14 protein-coding genes and 2 pseudogenes are annotated in these 20,756 nt (G+C 33.6%); 12 read left to right on the top strand and 4 right to left on the bottom strand.

Going from position 1 to position 20,756, the window contains the following annotated elements; all coding sequences use genetic code 11:
- Window positions 1–212 (top strand): annotated as a pseudogene (locus ES724_RS16570) (hypothetical protein); the annotation flags it as partial.
- 476 nt (window positions 213–688) lie between these two features.
- On the opposite strand, the gene ES724_RS15820 reads toward ES724_RS16570, so the two are convergent.
- Window positions 689–1,435, bottom strand: coding sequence for a tyrosine-protein phosphatase (locus ES724_RS15820; RefSeq protein ID WP_146934801.1), 747 nt, complete (start codon window positions 1,433–1,435; stop codon window positions 689–691).
- Window positions 1,436–1,519: 84 nt separating this feature from the next.
- Here ES724_RS15820 and ES724_RS15815 point away from each other — a divergent pair, with 84 nt between their 5' ends.
- The 5 genes from ES724_RS15815 (at window position 1,520) to ES724_RS15795 (ending at window position 9,989) form a co-directional block, all read left to right on the top strand.
- A complete protein-coding gene (locus ES724_RS15815; protein WP_146934798.1) occupies window positions 1,520–2,857 on the top strand; it encodes a capsule assembly Wzi family protein in 1,338 nt (445 codons plus the stop codon).
- 292 nt (window positions 2,858–3,149) lie between these two features.
- Window positions 3,150–7,349, top strand: a complete 4,200-nt coding sequence (locus ES724_RS15810) for a PAS domain S-box protein (RefSeq protein WP_146934795.1) — start codon at window positions 3,150–3,152, stop codon at window positions 7,347–7,349.
- Window positions 7,350–7,379: 30 nt separating this feature from the next.
- Complete coding sequence (locus ES724_RS15805) at window positions 7,380–7,811, top strand: response regulator (RefSeq protein ID WP_146934792.1); 432 nt, start codon at window positions 7,380–7,382, stop codon at window positions 7,809–7,811.
- 7 nt (window positions 7,812–7,818) lie between these two features.
- Window positions 7,819–9,585 (top strand): PAS domain S-box protein, encoded by a 1,767-nt coding sequence (locus ES724_RS15800; protein ID WP_146934789.1) that lies wholly within the window; start codon window positions 7,819–7,821, stop codon window positions 9,583–9,585.
- A complete protein-coding gene (locus tag ES724_RS15795) occupies window positions 9,585–9,989 on the top strand; it encodes a response regulator (RefSeq protein WP_146934786.1) in 405 nt (134 codons plus the stop codon). The genes ES724_RS15800 and ES724_RS15795 overlap by 1 nt, the downstream gene beginning before the upstream one ends.
- On the opposite strand, the gene ES724_RS15790 is transcribed toward ES724_RS15795, so the two are convergent.
- Window positions 9,986–11,065, bottom strand: a complete 1,080-nt coding sequence (locus tag ES724_RS15790) for an endonuclease/exonuclease/phosphatase family protein (protein ID WP_146934783.1) — start codon at window positions 11,063–11,065, stop codon at window positions 9,986–9,988. The two genes, ES724_RS15795 and ES724_RS15790, sit on opposite strands and share 4 nt — an antisense overlap.
- A gap of 50 nt (window positions 11,066–11,115) precedes the next feature.
- Complete coding sequence (locus tag ES724_RS15785; RefSeq protein WP_146934780.1) at window positions 11,116–11,943, bottom strand: phosphatase PAP2 family protein; 828 nt, start codon at window positions 11,941–11,943, stop codon at window positions 11,116–11,118.
- A gap of 206 nt (window positions 11,944–12,149) precedes the next feature.
- Here ES724_RS15785 and ES724_RS15780 point away from each other — a divergent pair, with 206 nt between their 5' ends.
- From ES724_RS15780 to thrC, 6 genes are all read left to right on the top strand, one after another.
- Window positions 12,150–13,280: a vWA domain-containing protein gene (locus ES724_RS15780; protein ID WP_146934777.1), complete on the top strand. Its 1,131-nt coding sequence runs from the start codon at window positions 12,150–12,152 to the stop codon at window positions 13,278–13,280.
- 76 nt (window positions 13,281–13,356) lie between these two features.
- Window positions 13,357–14,820, top strand: coding sequence for a MoxR family ATPase (locus ES724_RS15775; protein ID WP_146934775.1), 1,464 nt, complete (start codon window positions 13,357–13,359; stop codon window positions 14,818–14,820).
- Window positions 14,821–14,904: 84 nt separating this feature from the next.
- Window positions 14,905–15,321, top strand: coding sequence for an ester cyclase (locus ES724_RS15770; protein ID WP_146934773.1), 417 nt, complete (start codon window positions 14,905–14,907; stop codon window positions 15,319–15,321).
- Window positions 15,322–15,693: 372 nt separating this feature from the next.
- Window positions 15,694–18,141, top strand: a complete 2,448-nt coding sequence (thrA, locus tag ES724_RS15765) for a bifunctional aspartate kinase/homoserine dehydrogenase I (RefSeq protein WP_146934771.1) — start codon at window positions 15,694–15,696, stop codon at window positions 18,139–18,141.
- A 3-nt stretch (window positions 18,142–18,144) separates the two neighbouring features.
- Window positions 18,145–19,065 (top strand): homoserine kinase, encoded by a 921-nt coding sequence (locus ES724_RS15760; protein WP_146934769.1) that lies wholly within the window; start codon window positions 18,145–18,147, stop codon window positions 19,063–19,065.
- Window positions 19,065–20,360 (top strand): threonine synthase, encoded by a 1,296-nt coding sequence (gene thrC, locus ES724_RS15755; RefSeq protein WP_146934766.1) that lies wholly within the window; start codon window positions 19,065–19,067, stop codon window positions 20,358–20,360. Before ES724_RS15760 ends, thrC begins: the two co-directional genes overlap by 1 nt.
- 184 nt (window positions 20,361–20,544) lie before the next feature.
- On the opposite strand, the pseudogene ES724_RS16565 reads toward thrC, so the two are convergent.
- Window positions 20,545–20,756: pseudogene (locus ES724_RS16565) on the bottom strand (hypothetical protein); the annotation flags it as partial.

The raw sequence follows: 20,756 nt of genomic DNA, 5'->3' as shown, positions 1-20,756 counted from the left end.
TAAAAAGTCTGGAAGGTAAAACAGAGAAACAAAAAAACCACTATAAGAAAAAAGAGCTAAAAAGATATGTTTGGGCGATAGCTAGACTTGGTGGTTGGAAAGGGTATGAAAGCAAAAGACATCCAGGTATAACAACCCTATGGATAGGATTGAAATATTTTAAAGCCGCAATGGAAGGGTGGACCATTCATAAAGATATGTCCACACGATAGGAACCATCGGGACGTACCTCGTGGGCTTGCCCCGAGGTTCTTGATTTACATAATTAGTAAAGGCACTAGTATAGAACAGCCTTGATAATGAGAAAATATTTGCTCCCTTCCCTTTGGGAAGGGCCGGGGTTAGGATGAGTTAAAAAATATACTCTCATCCCCTCCTAAATCCTCCCCTGAGGGGAGGACTTTAAAACAATGATAAAGTCTTAGTGAATAATTTGCCATTTATTCCTGAGCTAAACTTGGCAAATATCACCAATTTTAAAAAATACGTCAATGGTGTCCAGTGGAGGCTTTTTTAAAAAACCACATTTCGACAAGCCCAATGTCAAGCTGAGCATGTCGAAGCTTCTTCCAAAAAGAAAAGCACATTCCTATAAGCTCAATGTGTAGACCCCTATCTCTGTCTGAGACCCTGAATCTCCAAATGCATCGGGACAACGCGACGAAAAGTCATGAGACTTTACGGACAATCATAAAAACCGCTCTTTTGTTTTGGAGATTATATTAGTGATAGAGTCTTTTGTTTTCTTTTGGATCGTTATCGTCTCGATCTTTTCTAAATGTTGTAATCTATGAGTATCACTACCAATAAAATCTATCATACCGTTCTCTAAAAGTTTATATGCAATTTTTTGCATATTACTTCCGTAATGTGGAGTCAGAGACAAAGTATTCAATTGAAATAAACAACCTCTATTTTTTAATTCTTCATATTTAGATAAATCTTTGGTATGATAAAAAGCATATCTCTCAGGGTGGGCTAGAACAGGCTTGTAGCCGTTGGTTTGAAGCTTAAATAAAATCTCGTTTAGGTTGATAGGAGCCTGAAAATAGGACATTTCAACAAGTACCATATTATCCTTCAGTGTTAGAAGTTTTTCGGTTTTCATTAGCTCTAAGAAATTTTGATCCATCATATATTCTGCAGCAAACCGGATTTCAGTATTTTTTAAACTTTTGTTTTCACTAATTTCTTTTTTTAAAAGAGTTAAGGCAGAATTAATTGTCTCCGGCGTGTTTGGATAATAATCGTTCATTATATGCGGAGTTGCAATAAACTTAGTGATCCCTAGATCCCTAAATTTCTCCAGTAAGCCAATTGATTCTTCAACGTTTTGAGCCCCATCGTCTATTCCAGGTAAAATATGATTGTGGATATCTATTATTCCTTCTAGGTGGTCTATTAAAAAATCTTTCTTTCTGAAAATTGAAATCATAAAGTTGAGTTATATCGCATAAAATTACATATTTTTAACTCTAAAACTAGATGCTGAGCATCTTTAGCTTTATTTATATTCCATATGAAACACTCTTTAACTGCTCTTTTAATTCTAAGTTGTTCTTTTTTACTTCATGCTCAGGAAATAAAATATGAAGGTTTCGGTTCCTTAACAGGAATTGTTTATTCCCAAGATGAATCGCCATTCTGGATACATTCTAACCAAAGGGGAAGAATCGATGAGACTAGCAATATTTCAGCTTTTTTAAGCGGTAAGGCAACTTATCAATTTTCCCAAAACGCAAAATTAGAAGTTGGAGTTGGTGGGTTATTTCATGATGGTTATACGGAAAAGCTACAGTTAGATGAATCCTATATAATGCTTGAAAATAAATGGCTAAAGGCTTATGCAGGAAGAAAGCAAAAAGAACTCTTATATGATGGACTAAGTGCCAGTAATCAAAACATTCTTTGGTCTTTAAATGCAAGACCTTTACCAGGAATAAGTTTGTCCCTAGTAAATCCCGTTCGTATAAGTAAAAAATTAGGTTTAAGCATAGACGCTACATTGGAAGAATTTATAACCGATGATGAGCGTTATGTAGAAAACACGAGAATTCATCATAAAAGCTTCCATGTAATTTTTGATAAATTAAATAATTTTGAAATAAAAGCAGGACTTCAACACTTTGTTCAATGGGGAGGAACATCTCCAGATTTTGGTGAGTTGCCAAGCAGCTTTGGAGATTATGTTGATGTTTTTACAGGAAAAGAAGGAGAAGATACTGTTGGTGGACAAGAGGCAAATGCACTCGGAAATCATCTTGGGAGTTATGAGGTTTATCTAACTACTTCAGTAAACGATTATAAAGTCGAAATTTTGTATAATCATTTGTTCGAAGATGGTTCTGGAAGGATATTAAGAAACACTCCTGATGGGAGATATGGTGTTTTTATTGAAAGCCCAGATTCAGATAACTTTATCAATTCTGTTATGTATGAATTCTATTATACAAGGGATCAAAGTGATAATGATATAACTTCCGATGGTTATGATAATTACTTCAATAATAATTTGTACAGATCTGGTTGGACTTACGAAAATAGAATACTAGGAGTACCGTTTATAACATTAGACGATGATAGATTCAGGATTAATAATAATAAGATCATTGTGCATCATATTGGTTTATCCGGAGTGCTAGGAGATTTGCCTTATAAGCTTTTAACAAGCTATAGAAAAAATTATGGAGGGAAAAACGGAGGAAGTAAAGTTATTAGTAATATTCTATCTACCTACTTGGATCTTAAAGTTTGGCAAGATTCATTTGACGTAAATCTTCAAGTTGGTGCTGATCTTAATTCTATAGCTGCTCCTAATTTTGGTGCGGGGGTTCAGATAAGTAAAAAATTCTTTTAATCCCTCATTGGGGGTTTAACCCGCCTGACCGGCTGGGCAGGTTCCCCAGGTCTGCTCGAAACATTCTGGCGGGCCTGCGTCGAATTGTCAAAAGCATCTTCCTCCCGAGCCATAGCTCATGGGCTTGCCCAAAGGTTCATGATTTTGAATTTTATTAATAGGATTCTTTAGCTCGAGGTAAAAGTACATCTTCAAAATCACAACACATCTACTTACTTTAAGCTTCTTGTTTCCTAAGATAAACTTTTCTATCTTTTAGCATTTGTAGCCAAAATTACCCTAACCTATACTTATGCCCAGTCAAAATTTTGAAAAATTAAAGAGAGAGTCCCTGATCTCTGAAATTTTAAATAGCGAACCTTCTAACAGGTTAAGAAGCAAACCTGAATATTCTCTTTTTGTTGATCTGAATGGAAGAATTGAGATTATTAATTCTGAAACAGCTGACTTTTTAGAATTCCATTTCAATTTATCTTTACAAGAAAAGGAGAGCCTATTTGAAATCATTCCATTAGAATCTTTAGAGGAATTTTTAAATCAGTTTAACGAAGCTTTAGCCGGATATTCAACTAGTGTTACAATTAAAAGCAGTTCTACAAATAAAGATATTCAGTTCAGGAAAACTCTTGTTGAAAAAGCTGAGATTAAATTCATTGAAATTCGTATCACAACTTCTGATGCAATTAATTATGGAACAACTACTTCAATTTCAAAAGAATCAATTCAAGAGGTTGAGATTTTAAATAAAACTTCCCAAGTTTTTGAATCTTTATTTAATAATCACCCAGACGCTGTTTATTCTTTTGATCTACAAGGAAATTTTATTTCTGCTAATGAAAGCGCTTGTAAAATGACTGAAATTTCAAATTCAGAATTATTAAAGCATAGTTTTTTACCGCTTATTCCCGAGAAAGATCAAGAAATGGTGCTCAATCATTTTCTTAAGGCCGTAAAAGGTGAATTTCAGAATTACAATACTGGAATGAGGAGTTTTAAAGGAACTGAAATAGTAATAAATATAACCAATTTTCCAATTATAATAAACGGAGAAATAACAGGTGTTTTTGGTATTGCAAAAGATATCACAGAATCAGAATTAACTAAAAAACATTCAAAAGATCTGGAACATCGTTATAAAACGATTCTAGACCAATCTTTAGATGTTATTTGTACTATAGATAAGGAGGGCTGTTTCGTTCATATTAATGAGGCTTGTTATGAAATGTGGGGTTATAAACCTGAAGAATTATATGGTAAAGCTTACATGGAATTTGTTTTACAGGAGGATTGGGAAACCACAACGGTCGCTGCTCAAGAGATCATGAGCGGGGATAATAAAACTAATTTTTCCAATAGATATTTTAAAAAAGATGGTTCTATTGTGCCCATGGTATGGTCCGTTCGTTGGGTAGAAGAAGAGCAATTAATGTATTGTATTGCAAAAAACGCCTCAGAAATGAATGCTGTTAGATCTAAACTGGAAGAAGAACGAAATATTTTAAGAGCGATCATCGATAATATACCCGATTATATTTTTGTTAAAAATAGAAGGGATGAATTAATTCTTGCTAATAAAATGTTTTATTCAGATTATATGGGGAAAGGAACCGAAGCTGAATTACTAAATTTAAAACCTACAGAATATTTATCGGAGGACTATGGCAAGGAGATTACAATGGATAACAAATCGGTAATGGAAAATGATCTCGCTGTTATCAATCGTAAGGATGTTGTTTATGATCATAAAGGGAAAAAAGAAGTGATTTTACTCACAAAAGTTCCTTTTAAAACAAAAGAAGGTGATGTAATTGGCTTGGTAGGAATTGCTCGGAATATTACTGAGAATTATGAATTTGAACAAGAACAAAAATTAATTTCAAAATTAATTAATTCTTTAAGTGCATCTAAAAACTTAAGGCAAGGTTTGAGCGATACTATCCAAACAATTTCCGAATATTTTGATTTCGATTTTGCTCAGGCTTGGGAAGTTGGGATAATAGACGGTAATTTAAAAGAACTTGTAAATTATAAGAAAGAAGAACATGTAACTATAAACAAAGAGGTTATAAACATATTGTCATCAAAAAGCCTTCCTAAGACTGTGTTAGAATCTCAAACCTCAGAAATTTCATTAGTCTTAGAATCCAATAGTATCCTTTTAGGAGTGCCTATAGTTTTTGATAAAAATGTAATACAAGTGCTCACGTTTTATGGTATAAAACGAGATAGAGAAGTTGGCTTAATAAAGGATATAATAAATAGATTAAGCTTGCAGATTTCCAGTGATATCCAAAGGAAGATGACCGAATCTCAACTTAATAATCTTTTCAAGTACTCCCCTAATTTAATTGCGGTTATAGGGTTGGATGGATATATGAAGAAAGTAAGCCCTTCTTTTACTAAAATATTTGGATACTCTGAAGAAGAACTATTAAATACCCCTTATCATGAATTCTTGCATCCTGAAGAAGTAAGTGTGTCCTTTAAAAGGTTAAAAGAAGTGACTCAAGGCTATGTTCCTAGATCTTATGAGGGTAGGTGCAGGACTAAGGATGGAGATTGGAAATGGATTTCCTGGACTCCTTCAGAAATAATTTCAGATGATGGTGTAATTAATCTTTTCGGTCTTGATATAACACCATTAAAAACAGCAAATTTAGAAATGCTGAAATTTAAAAATGTAATTGAAAGTTCGTCAGAAGGAGTTACTATTTTAGATTTAAAATCAGGAGATGTTTATCTAAACAGTTCCTTTAAAAAAGCATTAGGCTATAACGAAGAAGAACTTAATCAAATAATAAAAATTAAGAACGCTTATAGAAATGAACATCAAGGAGAAGAAGTTTTTAATCAACTTTTAAATGGGAAATCATGGAATGGAGACATTCAACTCTTAGATAAATCTAATAAAGTTTTAGATTATCAATTTAGTGGGGGACCTATATTTAATCAGAATAATGAATTAATTGCAGTATATGGCATCCATACAGATATCACAGATCGTAAGAATTATGAGAAAGAATTAAAGAAATTCAACAATCAAGTAAATAATATTCTGGAAAGTATTACAGATGGTTTTTTCTCTGTAACAAAAGACTGGATAGTAACTTACTTTAATAAAGAAGCAGAGAAATTATTACGGATCTCCAAAGATTCTATATTGGATAAATATTTATGGGATTTCTTTCCAGAAGCTAAAGATTCAGATTCGTACAAAAAGTATTCAAAAGCATTAGAAACAGGTGAAAAAGTTTCTTTTCAAGATTATTTCAAAGCATATGATACTTGGTTCGAGGTAAATGCCTATCCTAGCCCATCTGGACTCTCTATTTATTTCAAAGATATCACCACTAAAAAGCGGGCAGACGAAGAGATTAGAATAGCTAAAGAGCGTTACGATCTTATTACGAAAGTAACTCATGAAGCAATTTATGATTGGGATATTCCCAATAATACCATGGAATGGAGTATGGCTTATTTTAGTACCTATGGATATGAAATCCCTGAGTTGGAAAATGGATTAGAGCATTGGGAGAATCAATTGCATCCGGACAATAAGGATGAAGTAATTTTAAGTTTAGAGAATGCTCTCAAGGACAGTTCTGTAAACTTTTGGGAATATGGCTATAAACTGGTAAAAGCAAATAAAGAAATTTCTATAGTAATGGATAGAGGTTTAATTACGAGAAATGAAGAAGGCGATGCTATTAGAATGATCGGCTCTCTTCAAGATATAAGCCAATTAAAGCAAAATGAGATTGCATTAGAGCAATTGAATTCTGAATTAAATAACAGGGCAAATGAGTTAGCAACATCAAATGCCGAATTAGAACAGTTTGCGTATATAGCTTCCCATGATTTGCAAGAACCATTACGGATGGTAACCAGTTTTTTAACTCAGTTAAATAAAAAATATAAAGATCAATTAGACCCCAAAGCTCAGCAATACATTTATTATGCTACAGATGGGGCAGTAAGAATGAGACAAATTCTATTAGATCTCTTAGAATATTCTCGGGTTGGAAGAATGAACTACCAGCTCGAGGAAATAGATCTAAATATAATGCTTGAAGAAATTATTAAGCTTCATAAAGACTTGATCTCTGAAGCTAATGGAAAGATTTTATATAAAGACTTACCTAAAATTTATGCCGCATCCAGTCCCTTGCAACGAGTCTTGTCTAACTTAATTACCAATGCATTAAAATATCAGAATTCAGAGAATAAGGCTGAAATTAAAATTGAAGTTTTTGATACCTTGGATTTTTGGCAAATAGATGTCACAGATAACGGAATTGGAATTGAGGAGCAATTTTTTGAAAAGATATTTGTGGTATTCCAAAGATTGCATAGCAAAGATAATTACTCTGGTACAGGCATTGGTTTGGCAATATGTAGAAAAATTATTGAGAACCATGGAGGGAAGATTTGGGTAAGTTCCAAAATGAATAAAGGAAGTACTTTCCATATTACAATTAAAAAACAAAATTAGTATATTTGAGAGCCCTTTAAAAATAACCCTATGATCCCTATAAATATTTTACTTATTGAAGATAATGAAGGAGATATACTGTTAACAAAAGAAGCTTTGTTAGAAGGCGATATTTTGAAAGAATTGCAAGTTGTAAAAGATGGTTGGGAAGCTTTGTTATATTTGGAAAAGAAAGATAAGTATAACTCAGCAATAACTCCAGATCTTATTTTGTTAGATATAAACCTTCCCAAAATGAATGGTTATGAGGTTTTAAAGGAAATAAAATCTAATAGCAACATTAATCATATCCCCGTGATAATGCTAAGCACCTCGTCTTCCAGCAACGATATAAATCAATGCTATAAAAACCAAGCTAACTGTTATATAACCAAACCTGTAGATGCAAATGATTTTTCTAAGGTTATCTCTTTAATAGAAACATTTTGGTTAACTACTGCAAAACTACCAGTTAATAAATAGATTTTATATGACGGAGCGTGGCGAAGTTTTGAATATTCTTGTAATAGAGGATCATATAGGAGACTATATTTTAATTGAAGATTATCTTGGAGAAGAGCATTTACAAATTAATTTAACTCGAGCTACTACTTTTCAAGAGGCTAAGGGTAAGTTGGTAAATACTCATAACTACAAAGTTATTTTGTTGGATTTATCCTTACCAGATGTAGAGAATAATGAAACTTTGGTGAAAAACATGGTTTCATTATCTAAGAATATTCCAATAATAGTTTTAACAGGATTTTCGAACAAGGAATTTGGTGTTAGAACACTTTCACTTGGTATTTCAGATTATTTACTAAAAGATGAGCTAAGCGCTCCTCAGCTTGCTAAAAGTATATACTACAGCATAGAGCGTAAAAACATTGACTTTAAATTAAACGAATCTGAAAGAAAGTATAAAGCATTATTCGATTTCAGTCCCTACCCAATGTGGGTTCTGGATAAACACACTTTAGACTTTCTTAAAGTAAATGATGCGGCAATTAAATTGTATGGATATTCAACAAATGAATTCCTATGCATGAATGTGCGTGATCTTTGGGTGGCTGGGATAAGAGAGGAGATACAACGTACTTGGAAAGAAAATTATCATGAAAAGTTTAACACGAGTGTAAAACATCTTAAAAAAGATGGTTCTATAATTCATGTAGAAATTTTGAGTAATCCGATAGATTTTGATGGAAGAGAAGCACGCGTTACGCAAATTAAAGATATTACAGGTCAAATGGAAGCCGAGCAAGCTTTAAAAGCTAGTGAAAAACGTTTTAAAGCACTTGTACAAGATGCATCAGACCTGATAATGATTATGGACTTTTCTGGTGCTTTATCCTACGTAAGTCCTTCTTCTTCACAATTGATGGGCATTTCTGATTCTGATATGATCAAACATAATTTTTTCCATTACATTCATAAAAACGATGTTGAAAGTGTAAAAGAATATTTATTAAAACTAAAGGATAATAAACGAATTCAAATTCCTTCTTATAGAATTAAATCTTCAGATAATAAGTGGCGTTATATAGAGACTATAGTAACCAATTTAAATGATGATCCTTCTATTAATGGATTGGTTGCCAACTCTAGAGATATTACCGAATTTATTAAACAAGAAAAAAAATTAATACATAGCTTAAAGCGCTACGATATTGTTGCCAAAGCAACTAGTGATACTATTACAGATTACGATGTAGTGAATGATAAAATGTATTACAATGAAGGAATAGAAAGTGTTTTTGGCTATTCTAAAAATGATATTGAAAACACAGGTGTTTGGTGGAATGAAAGATTACACCCAGAAGATAGAGAACGAGTTAGAAGTTTTTCTGAAGATGTTAGAAACGCAAAATCTAGAAATGTTCAAATTGAATATAGGTTTAGGTGTGCAGATGGTAGCTATAAATATGTTTTAGATAGAAGTTACTTAATTACAGATGAGAAGACGAACACCATACGTATTATTGGTGCTATGCAAGACATTACGGAAATTCAAAATTATATTCAAACTATAGAAGATCATAATAGCAGACTAAAGGATATTGCATGGACGCAGTCTCATGTAGTGCGAGCTCCTTTGGCAAGGATCATGGGATTAGTAGATTTAATTCAAAGCTATCCAGATGTCGATGAGCAATCTCAATTACTAGAGCATATTAACACTTCAGCCAAGGAATTAGATGATATTATTCGAAATATAACAAGGAAGACTGAAGATGTAACTTTAAATCCCCGATAATGCTGAAAGTATTGATAATAGATGATGATGATATTGTTAGATTAGTTCAAGGCAAATTACTGCAAAATTGTAAGGTTACTAAGGAACCTATAAAATTTAAGAGAGCATTTGAAGCAGTTGAATATTTAAATTCAGCATCTACAGAGCATCATTATTTATTGATGTTGGATATTAATATGCCAATCATGAATGGATGGGAATTCTTAGATGAGATCGAAAAAATGTCAATAAAAGAGAATGTTTATGTTTTGATGGTATCTTCTTCTATAGATTATAATGATAAAGAAAAGGCGAAAAAGTACAATAAGATCATCAATTTTATAGAAAAGCCAATTACAGCGAAAAATTGTGAGCAACTCAAAGAGTTACCAATTTTCAAACCTTTTTTTCCTCAACCAAATTAGACATCGGTTTCCGTTGGGTTCCCTTCATTAATTTTCTCTTCGGCCCATTCTTCCTCTTCTTCATCTGCTCCTTCAGGCTTATCTTGAAAGCTTTCAGCTCTAGGTTCATAATTCAGTTTAATGAACATTGGGAAGTGATCTGATTCTATACTTTTTAGGCGTTCAATTTCTACTAAAGTAAAATCCGAAGTATGGAAAACATGATCTAGAGGCCATCTAAGGAATAAATATTTAGTACTAAATGTATTAAAGAAGCCTCTCCCTAATCTAGGATCCATTAAACCACTTATCTTCTGGAATAATCTTGTAGTACGAGACCAAGCCACATCATTTAAATCTCCTAAAACTAATACTGTTTCCTTGTCTTTTTTAACATCTCTGCCTACAAATAGCAGTTCTGCATCTCTGTTGGTAGAAGTGAGATCTTCTGAAGGGCTTGGCGGTTTAGGATGTAAGCAGTGGATTTTCACAACATGGTCATTTGGTAAAATAACATGCCCGTGAATAGAGGGGATTTCCTCATCTATAAGATATTTAACCTGTATGTCTTTTAATTCCAATTTAGAATACAAATGCATTCCATATTGATTTTCCAGCGGAACTTTAACTGTGTATTTATAATCATTTTCTAGTTCACTCAACCCGGATTCCCATTTTTTATCTGTTTCTAAGGTGAGCAATAGATCTGGCTTCTTGGTTTTTACCAGATCCACTAATTTATCATACCTATTATTAGTAGAAAGAACATTACTTACCAATATAGAAATATGATTTTTGGTGTCGTCACCATTAAAAGATTGTACCGTTTTCTTTGCTAAAGTTGTGTATGGGTAAATTCTAACCGCCTGATAAAACAGGCTAAAGATTAAAAGAACAACTAAACTAATCTCCCATCCATTACTTACATCAACAAATAAGAGGTAGGTTATTAGAACAGAAATTATTAAGAAACTGATTTGTATTCTTGGAAAATCGAATCCGCGTACCCACCATTGGTCAAATCTTGTAATAGAAGCTAGCGTTGGAATAAGCATGATTATCCCTAAAATGGTAACTATAATTTCTGAAACTTCCATTAATCTGAATTAGCACAGTTAAATAATTAAACCGCAATTTAGGGTTTCTTTTAAAACTGATAGTTTAAAGTTAATCCTTGTGAAGAGAAATTATATTCTCCATGATTAAAACTAGTGCTTGGATAAATTTGAAGATTCTTATCCGCTTTTTTATGTAACTCAGGAATTAAAACACCAGCTGCTGCACCAACTCCGTACCCAATTAAATTATCTGTAAGGAAATGTTTTCCAGCTTTAATACGCATATATCCTACAGATACTGGTATTGCCGCAGCAACTCCCCAGATGTAAGGTTTCAATGGAGAGTCAGGATTAAAATCGTTAAAAACTTTAGCAACAAAAAAAGTAGCTGCTGCTGTAGCCGCGGTATGCCCTGCAAAAAAAGAACGTTGTTCGTCATTTTCAATTCTTTCCCCGGTTTCAAGAGATTCGTTATAAACTAAAGGTCTGCTTTTCTCAACCAGTCCAGCTGTAATTGTAAATAAAGCACCTGTAGTAGCCATGGTTTCTACAAAAAGAACAGAAATTTGCCCGGCATGTCCACGTTCATTTTCATTTATTAAAAGTGCAAAAGGCATTACAAAAGATGCATAAAATGGAATATAGCTATCAGCATTCGCTTTTTCTGAATAGTATCCTGCTGCCCAACGATCTACTCCCCAACCTTCATCTTTAGATAGCTGGTTTAATTCATTTAATGTAAGCTCATCCTTTTCTTGGATTAATTTGAAGCCCAGAACATTTAGACCCACTGCAGAAGTGATCCAAATCCCGTCTTTTACAATATCCGTCTCATAAGGTGATTTCATTTTCTCTTGGGAGAATCCAGAAAAAGTAAACAAACAACAAGCTATAAGTAGGTAGGGGGATTTTATCATTTCTTATTTTTTCGGCAAATCTCATGTATATTGAACAAAAGTGAAAAGGTTTAAGAAAAGTATAACATCAAGAATCTATTCTCACATATTTTTCTCGACTACTTCAATATGAAAGTCTAGGAGTTATTTTCAAATTAACAAAAGTTTAGTGCCTGTTCACATTAGTATAACTTCATAGTACGCTTAAAATAAGTTAACTTTAAAGTATGAAAAAGAAGGATGAAAGCATACGCAGCGGTTTTATTTTCAAAAAATTTGAAGAGGAAAATATAAGCCCGTTCGATAAACTATTCGAAATTTTTAAAGAGTTGATTACCCATACTTCTGGAGATTTTGATGAAGCTATAGAATGGTTAAGACAGTTAGATGTTGAATACAAACTCACCACAAGTGAATATACAATAGACGATTTTATAGAAGATCTTAAGAAAAAAGGATATATCCGCGAAGAGATAAAACCCGATGGAACGGGAGGCATGGGAATTACAGCTAAAACTGAAAGAGCCATAAGACAGCAAGCTTTAAATCAGATCTTCGGAAAGATTAAAAGAAGCGGCTCCGGAAACCATTCTACGAAACACCAAGGTTTAGGTGATGAGCACACAGGTGAGTTCAAGGAATTCCATTACGGGGATTCTTTGGACAGGATATCTATGACAGAAAGTTTAAAAAATGCCCAGATCAATCATGGTATTGGAGAATTTAAAATGACTGAAGATGATCTTGTAGTAGAAGAAACTCATCATAAATCGCAGATGAGCACTGTACTTATGATAGATATTAGTCATAGTATGATTCTATATGGTGAAGATAGAATTACTCCGGCCAAAAAAGTAGCCATGGCTTTAGCAGAACTTATTACAACCAGATATCCTAAGGATACTTTGGATATTCTTGTTTTTGGGAATGATGCATGGGCTATTTCTATTGGAGATCTTCCTTATTTAAATGTTGGCCCATATCATACCAATACAGTGGCTGGATTGCAACTGGCAATGGATCTCTTAAGGCGTAAAAGAAACACGAATAAGCAAATCTTTATGATTACAGATGGGAAGCCGAGTTGTATAAGAGAACGTGATGGAACTTATTATAAGAATAGTGTAGGTCTAGATCCATATATAATAGAGAAATGTTACAATGCTGCCAGCCAGGCTAGAAAATTACATATTCCCATCACCACTTTTATGATAGCCCAAGATCCTTATCTAGAAAGGTTTGTTAGAGAATTTACACAAGCCAATCATGGAAAAGCATTTTTCACCGGACTCAAAGGTTTAGGGGAAATGATCTTTGAAGATTATGAAAATAACAGAAAGAAGAAAATTAGAGGCTAATAAAATTTCAATTTAAAATAACTCAAAAAACACATTGAGTCCAGAGAATTTCTTCGGACTAAATAATAAAAAAGATATGAAAATAGAGAATATAAAAACTTTTGGCGAACTAAAGAATTCAGGATATAAAACCAAGGGTATAAAAGAAGAATTAAGACAGAATTTATTAAGCAATATTAAAAACGGGAAAAGTTCTTTTGAAGGGATACATGGCTACGAACATACCGTTATCCCAGAACTGGAACGTGCTATCCTCTCTAAGCATAATATTAATTTTCTTGGCTTGAGAGGACAAGCAAAAACTCGGTTGGCCAGACTTATGGTTAATCTTTTAGATGAATGGATGCCCATTGTTGAAGGCTCAGAAATTAATGACGATCCTTTTAATCCCATTTCAAGATATGCAAAAGAGTTAATTAAAGAAAAAGGAGATAGTACACCAATCAGCTGGGTAGCAAGGGAGGAGCGATTCTTCGAAAAACTAGCAACTCCAGATGTAACAGTAGCCGATCTTATTGGGGATGTAGACCCAATTAAAGCTGCCAATTTAAAATTGAGCTATGCAGATGATCGTGTTATCCACTTTGGGATGATCCCACGTGCGAACAGAAGTATTTTTGTGATCAACGAACTTCCAGATCTACAAGCTAGAATTCAGGTAGCACTTTTTAATATTCTACAAGAAGGGGATATCCAAATACGTGGATTCAAATTAAGATTGCCATTAGATATGCAATTTGTATTTACTGCAAATCCTGAAGATTATACCAATAGAGGTAGTATTGTAACTCCTCTAAAAGATAGAATTGGCTCTCAAATACTTACACATTATCCTCGTACTATAGAAGTTGCTAAGACAATCACGCAGCAAGAAGCTAAATTAGATGAGCGTCAACTTGGTTTGGTACATGTACCAGAATTGGCTAAAGATCTTTTGGAGCAAATAAGTTTTGAGGCTCGAGATAATGAATATATAGATTCCAGAAGTGGAATTAGTGCCAGATTAAGTATTTCGGCTTTTGAAAACCTATTGAGTGCCGCAGAGCGTAGAGCTTTAAAAACAGGAGAAGATAAAACTTTACTGCGTTTTAGTGATTTCCTTGGAATAATACCTGCCATTACAGGAAAAATTGAATTGGTATATGAAGGCGAACAGGAGGGGAGTGCTGTGGTTGCTCAAGAACTAATTAGTGATGCGGTGAAAACCTTATTCCCTAAATTTTTTCCAAAGATCGAAAAGTTGGAAAAAGTAGATGAAAACAATCCTTATAATGACTTAGTAGAATGGTTCTTTGCTGAAAGCGGATTTGAATTGTTAGATGATCTTTCAGAAAAAGAATATAAAGAAAGATTAGATTCTATTCCACCACTAAATCAACTAATAGATAAATATCAATCAGATATTTCTAAGGAGGATTCTTATTTCTTAAAGGAATTTGTTTTGTGGGGTTTAGTAGAATATAAAAAACTTAATAAATATAGGTCTACAGCAGGAATGCAGTTTAAAGACCTTTACGGAAGCTACATTAGTGGATTATAATATAAGTTTAACGTTGTGTTTGGATAATTTTAGAGCTTCGATTTATAAATTGAAGCTCATTATTTAAAATCTAAAAATCATATTATGAGTAAAGATAAAAATATAAAAGCACAAGAAAAATTTGGCGAAGCTGTAAAAACCGGGAAATTAGAAATGATTCGTGAGGTGGTTTCAGAAAAAGTGAAAGATCATGATCCAGCAGATATTCAAGGTGCCGGAGCACAAGGCTTTATAGACTTTTTTAGTATGATGAGAACTGCTTTTCCAGACTTTGGTATAGAAGTAGAGCATATGGTGACTGATGAAGATAATGTAAGTTTTGCCTATACAATTTCAGGAACCCACAAAGGAGAATTTATGGGAGTTTCTCCTACTGGAAAATCCTTTAAAGTGAGAGGGATGCAAATTGGAAGATTCGAAAATGGGAAATTAGTAGAACGCTGGGGAGCTACAGATGAACTTGGAATCTTAAAACAATTAGGTGTAAAACCTTTGAAATAATTGAATTTTCACTTTTAAAATTCAATTGAAGCACTTCTACAATTGAAAAGTATTCAATCTTTATACGAATCTGATAATTTAAAATCTTTAAATTATCAGATTTGTTAATTTATAATCTACTGAATAAGAATACTCTAATATTTATTTTAAATATAATAAAAGGTCTCTAAGAGAACTTTTATGTATACATTTATAATCAGTTTTTTAAGAAAACATGATTTATAAAAATTTTTCAAATAGCATTTCAACAATTATTCCTGGCACTTCAGGCAATACTGCTATATATATGTTTTCTATTACCCCTATGGGGTATTATATATAAAACTTCCGCACCTATTTTTCCATTTTTTTTACAATCTTAATAATTACAGCATGAATATAATGAAATTCGGAGGATCTTCATTAGCCTCTCCAAGTAGAATAAAATTAGTTTCAGAAACCATTCAAGAAAAACTACAAGAAGATACAAGCCTAGTAGTTTTCTCTGCATTTGGTGGAGTAACAAACGATTTTTTACAAATGGCTGATCTTGCTGCTTCCGGCGATTTAAGTTATAAGAAAACCCTTCAGGAAAACGAAAAAAGACACTTAGATGCTATTAAGGAGCTTATTCCAATTAAAAATCAGAGCGCTATCCTAAGCAAGGTGAAAACTGAATTTAATGGCTTAGAAACACTTTACGAAGGAGTCTATTTGTTAAATGAACTTTCCAATAAGACCAAACATGTGATTGCTAGTTATGGCGAGATCCTGTCTTCACTTATAATTACGGAGTATTTTAAAGCATTAAATATAAATGTAAAATTTGTTGATTCCAGAGATCTTATTGTTTGCAAAAATGAGAATGAAAAGGTGCAGGTTAATTATGTTAAGACCAATACAAATATTCACAACTATTTTAATGATAATAAAGCCGATCTTTTTGTAGTACCAGGGTTTGTAGCTAATAATGAACAAGGAGTTCCTAGCACATTAGGAAGAGGAGGATCAGATTTTACTGCTGCTATTTTTGCAGGAGCCTTAGATGCCGATAAAGTGTTAATCTATACAGATGTAGATGGAATGTATACCGCTAATCCAAGTATCGTATCTCATGCGTATCCTTTGAAAAACATATCTTATGAAGAGGCAATGGAATTATCTCATTTTGGTGCCAAAGTTTTATATCCGCCAACTTTACAGCCTTTATTAAATAAACAAATAGAGATCCACATAAAGAACACCTTTAAGCCTTCTGAAATTGGAACTGTAATATCCAAATCCAGCAAGGAGAATTTTAGATGGGTTACTGGAATCACACATATAGATTCAATTAAACTATTGAACATAGAAGGTAGTGGCATGGTTGGTATTCCTGGCTTTTCAAAAAGACTTTTTGAGGTATTATTTCAGGAAAAGATAAATGTGGTTCTTATTACACAAGCTTCTTCTGAACATAGTATTTGTATAGCTGTAAAAGATGAGGAGGCAATTCAAGCAAAAGATGCAATTAACGAGGCCTTCGAAGTTGAGATACAAAACTTCAAGATCAAACCAGTAGAGATAGAAGATAATGTAGCAATTATTGCCTTGGTGGGAGATAGAATGAAAAGCCATCATGGCTTAAGTGGAAAAATGTTTAGCGCGCTGGGAAATAACAACATTAACATAAGAGCGATCGCACAAGGATCTTCAGAAAGGAATATCTCTGCTGTGATTGCCAAAAAAGACGTTAAAAAGGCTTTAAACACCTTGCACGAACAGTTTTTTGAGGTGCCTTCCAAAGAGCTCAATTTATTTATAACCGGAGTGGGAAATGTAGGTGGTAAATTGATAGAACAATTGAAACAACAGGAAGAATACCTTTTGGGAAAACTGAGTCTTAAGATCCGTATTCTTGGGATTTCCAATTCAAGAAAAATGTTATTTGTTGAAGAGGGAATAGATATTAACACCTGGCAGCAAGATCTTGAAAAGGGACAAACCGCATCTAAGGAAGATTTTTTTGAAAGAGTTAAAGATCTCAATTTACGTAACAGTATTTTTGTAGATAATACAGCAAGTCCGGAGATCGCAGCCTGGTATAGACAATATTTGGCAAATTCTATATCTGTAGTGACTTGTAATAAAATTGCTTGCGCAGATGATTTTGTTAATTATCAGAATTTGCAAGATCTTTCAAGAGAGTATGGTGCTTCTTTTTTATATGAAACCAATGTAGGAGCAGGATTACCTATAATAGATACGCTTAAGAACTTAATGGCTTCAGGAGATAGAGTTCATAAAATTCAAGCAGTGCTTTCAGGAAGCTTAAACTTCGTTTTCAATAATTATAATGCAGAGGAGCCATTTTACAAAACTGTGGAACAGGCAATGCTTGAAGGATATACGGAGCCAGATCCGAAAATTGATCTAAGTGGAATTGATGTGTCCCGAAAAATACTCATTCTTGCTCGTGAGAGTGGTTTAGAAATGGAATTAAGTGATATTGAGAATGATAGTTTTTTATCTGAAAAAAGTTTGAATACCACTACCAATGACGCATTTTTTGAGTTACTGAAAAAGGATGAAGACGACTTCAAAAAGATGTATGAGGACGCCGAAGCTAATAATAAGCAATTAAAATATGTCGCTCAATTGGATAATGGAAAAGCTAAGGTAGGCTTACAACAAGTGGGACCCGAACATCCTTTTTATAATTTAAGTGGTAGCGATAATATCGTTTTATTCTTTACTAATAGATATAGTGAGCAACCTTTAATAGTTAAAGGAGCAGGAGCAGGGGCAGACGTTACTGCTTCAGGAATATTTGCAGACATAATAAGAATAGGTAAAAAATAGCTAATGGAAGAAATTAAGATCTTTGCTCCGGCAACATTGGCTAATCTTTCCTGCGGTTTTGATGTGCTTGGATGCTGTCTGGACAATGTGGGAGACGAAATGTATATTAAAAAAAACAATGTTAATCAGGTAAGAATTACTAGAATTACAGGGCAAGTGCTTCCAATGGAAACTCTTAATAATGTAGCTGGTGTTGCGGTGCAGGCATTATTAGAAAACCTAAATTCTACTCAAGGATTTGATATTGAGATAGATAAACATATTAAGCCGGGAAGTGGTATAGGGAGTAGTGCCGCTAGCTCTGCAGGAGCGGTATATGCGGTTAATAAACTGCTGGAAGAACCCTTTACAATTAAAGAACTTATTCCGTTTGCTATGGAGGGAGAACGTTTAGCCAGTGGTAACGCACATGCAGATAATGTTGCTCCTGCTTTAATGGGAGGCTTTAATCTTGTAAGGAGTTATCAACCATTAGAAGTAGTTTCATTACCATCACCTCCACAATTAAGAGTTGTTATTTTGCACCCATTAATTGAATTGAAAACCAAGGATTCCCGGTCAATTTTAAAACAAAGTGTGTATTTAAAAGATGCTGTTAGCCAATGGGGAAACCTGGGAGCTTTAATAAGCGCTTTATATACAGAAGATTATGAGTTGTTAGGGCGTAGCTTGGAAGATAAGATCATAGAACCGGTGCGTTCTATCTTAATTCCTTTTTTTGATGATCTTAAAAAAGTCGCATTGGAAAATGGAGCTTTAGGCTTTGGGATCTCAGGCTCAGGACCTTCAGTTTTTGCAATGTGTAAAGGAGATACTGTTGCCGCAAGTGTAAAGGAAGCTATGCAATTGTTTTATCAGGAAAAAGGAATAGATTTCGATCTACATCAATCAGAAATTAATACTCAAGGAATTAAAATTTTATAATGCAATATTTCAGCTTAAATAACAGAGAGCATACATCCAGTTTTGAGAATGCAGTACTAAGAGGGCTTGCACCAGATAAAGGCTTGTACTTTCCCGAGAAGGTCATTAGTTTACCTAAATCATTTTTTAAGGATATCAATGGTTTTTCTAAAGTAGATCTGGCCTTTCAAGTAATCAAAAATTTTGTAGGAGATGAAATACCTAGTTCAGAATTAACCAAGATCATTGAACACACATTAGATTTTGATTTTCCTGTGGTTTCAATTAATGAAAATATTGGAGTTTTAGAGCTTTTTCATGGTCCAACCATGGCGTTCAAAGATGTAGGTGCAAGATTTATGGCAGGGAGCTTAGGTTATTTTATTAAAAAGGGTAATGTTGGAAATGTTACTGTTTTGGTAGCAACTTCTGGAGATACAGGAGGAGCCGTAGCAAATGGTTTTCTTGGTGTAGACGGAATTGATGTAGTTATTCTTTACCCTAAAGGAAAAGTTAGCGAAATTCAGGAAAAGCAGCTTACTACACTTGGCGAAAATATTATTGCGCTGGAGGTTGATGGCACTTTTGATGAATGCCAGGATATGGTTAAGCAGGCTTTTTTAGATGAAGAGATTCAAAAACATAGACAATTAACTTCAGCGAATTCTATAAATGTAGCGCGATGGTTACCACAAATGTTCTATTATTTTATAGCTTATCAGCAACTTGCTGAAATCGATAAAAAAATAGTTTTTTCTGTACCTAGTGGAAATTTTGGAAATATATGTGCTGGAATGTTGGCGGTGAAAATGGGACTACCAATAGACCATTTTATTGCTTCCAGTAATGCGAACGATGTTATAGGTAGATATTTTGACTCTGAAAAATATGAGCCTAGACCAAGTATTTCAACCATTTCCAATGCTATGGATGTGGGAAATCCAAGTAATTTTATTAGAATAATAGAACTCTTTGAGAAAGATTTTAAGAATCTTAAAGATCATTTATCCTCCTATAGTTTTACTGACGACCATACAAAAAAGGCTATGAAAGCGATGTTTGATGAAACTGGTTATATAATGGATCCACACGGAGCGGTTGGATATTTAGGTTTACAGGAATTTCTAAAAAAGCATCCTGAATATTATGGTACTTTTTTAGAAACTGCTCATCCCGTGAAATTTTTGGAAACAGTTGAGAGGGTTATTGGGAAAAAATTGGAAATCCCGCCAGCTATTGATGCAATCTTAAATAAAGAAAAGATTTCAATCTCAATAAAGGAGTATGCAGATCTTAAGGCACATTTACTCGAATAAACCCAAAAATCCCTTTCAAAATAACTTGAAAGGGATTTTTGAATTAAATATAATTATAGTGGTCAGTAGATAGTTTCATATTCTAATGTAAATAAGTCCTGCAAATGTCAGGTTGAGACCCGTGATAAAAATTATCTAGCGTAGGAAATTGACGTATGAAAGATGCTCAAACTCCCGAAGCGTCCTATCGTGTGGACATATCTTTATGAATGGTCCATCCTTCCATTGCGGCTTTAAAATATTTCAATCCTATCCATAGGGTTGTTATACCTGGATGTCTTTTGCTTTCATACCCTTTCCAACCACCAAGTCTAGCTATCGCCCAAACATATCTTTTTAGCTCTTTTTTCTTATAGTGGTTTTTTTGTTTCTCTGTTTTACCTTCCAGACTTTTTA

This window comes from Gillisia hiemivivida (assembly GCF_007997295.1).
Classification (GTDB): Bacteria; Bacteroidota; Bacteroidia; order Flavobacteriales; family Flavobacteriaceae; genus Gillisia; species Gillisia hiemivivida.
This window is presented reverse-complemented; position numbering and strand designations above follow the sequence as displayed.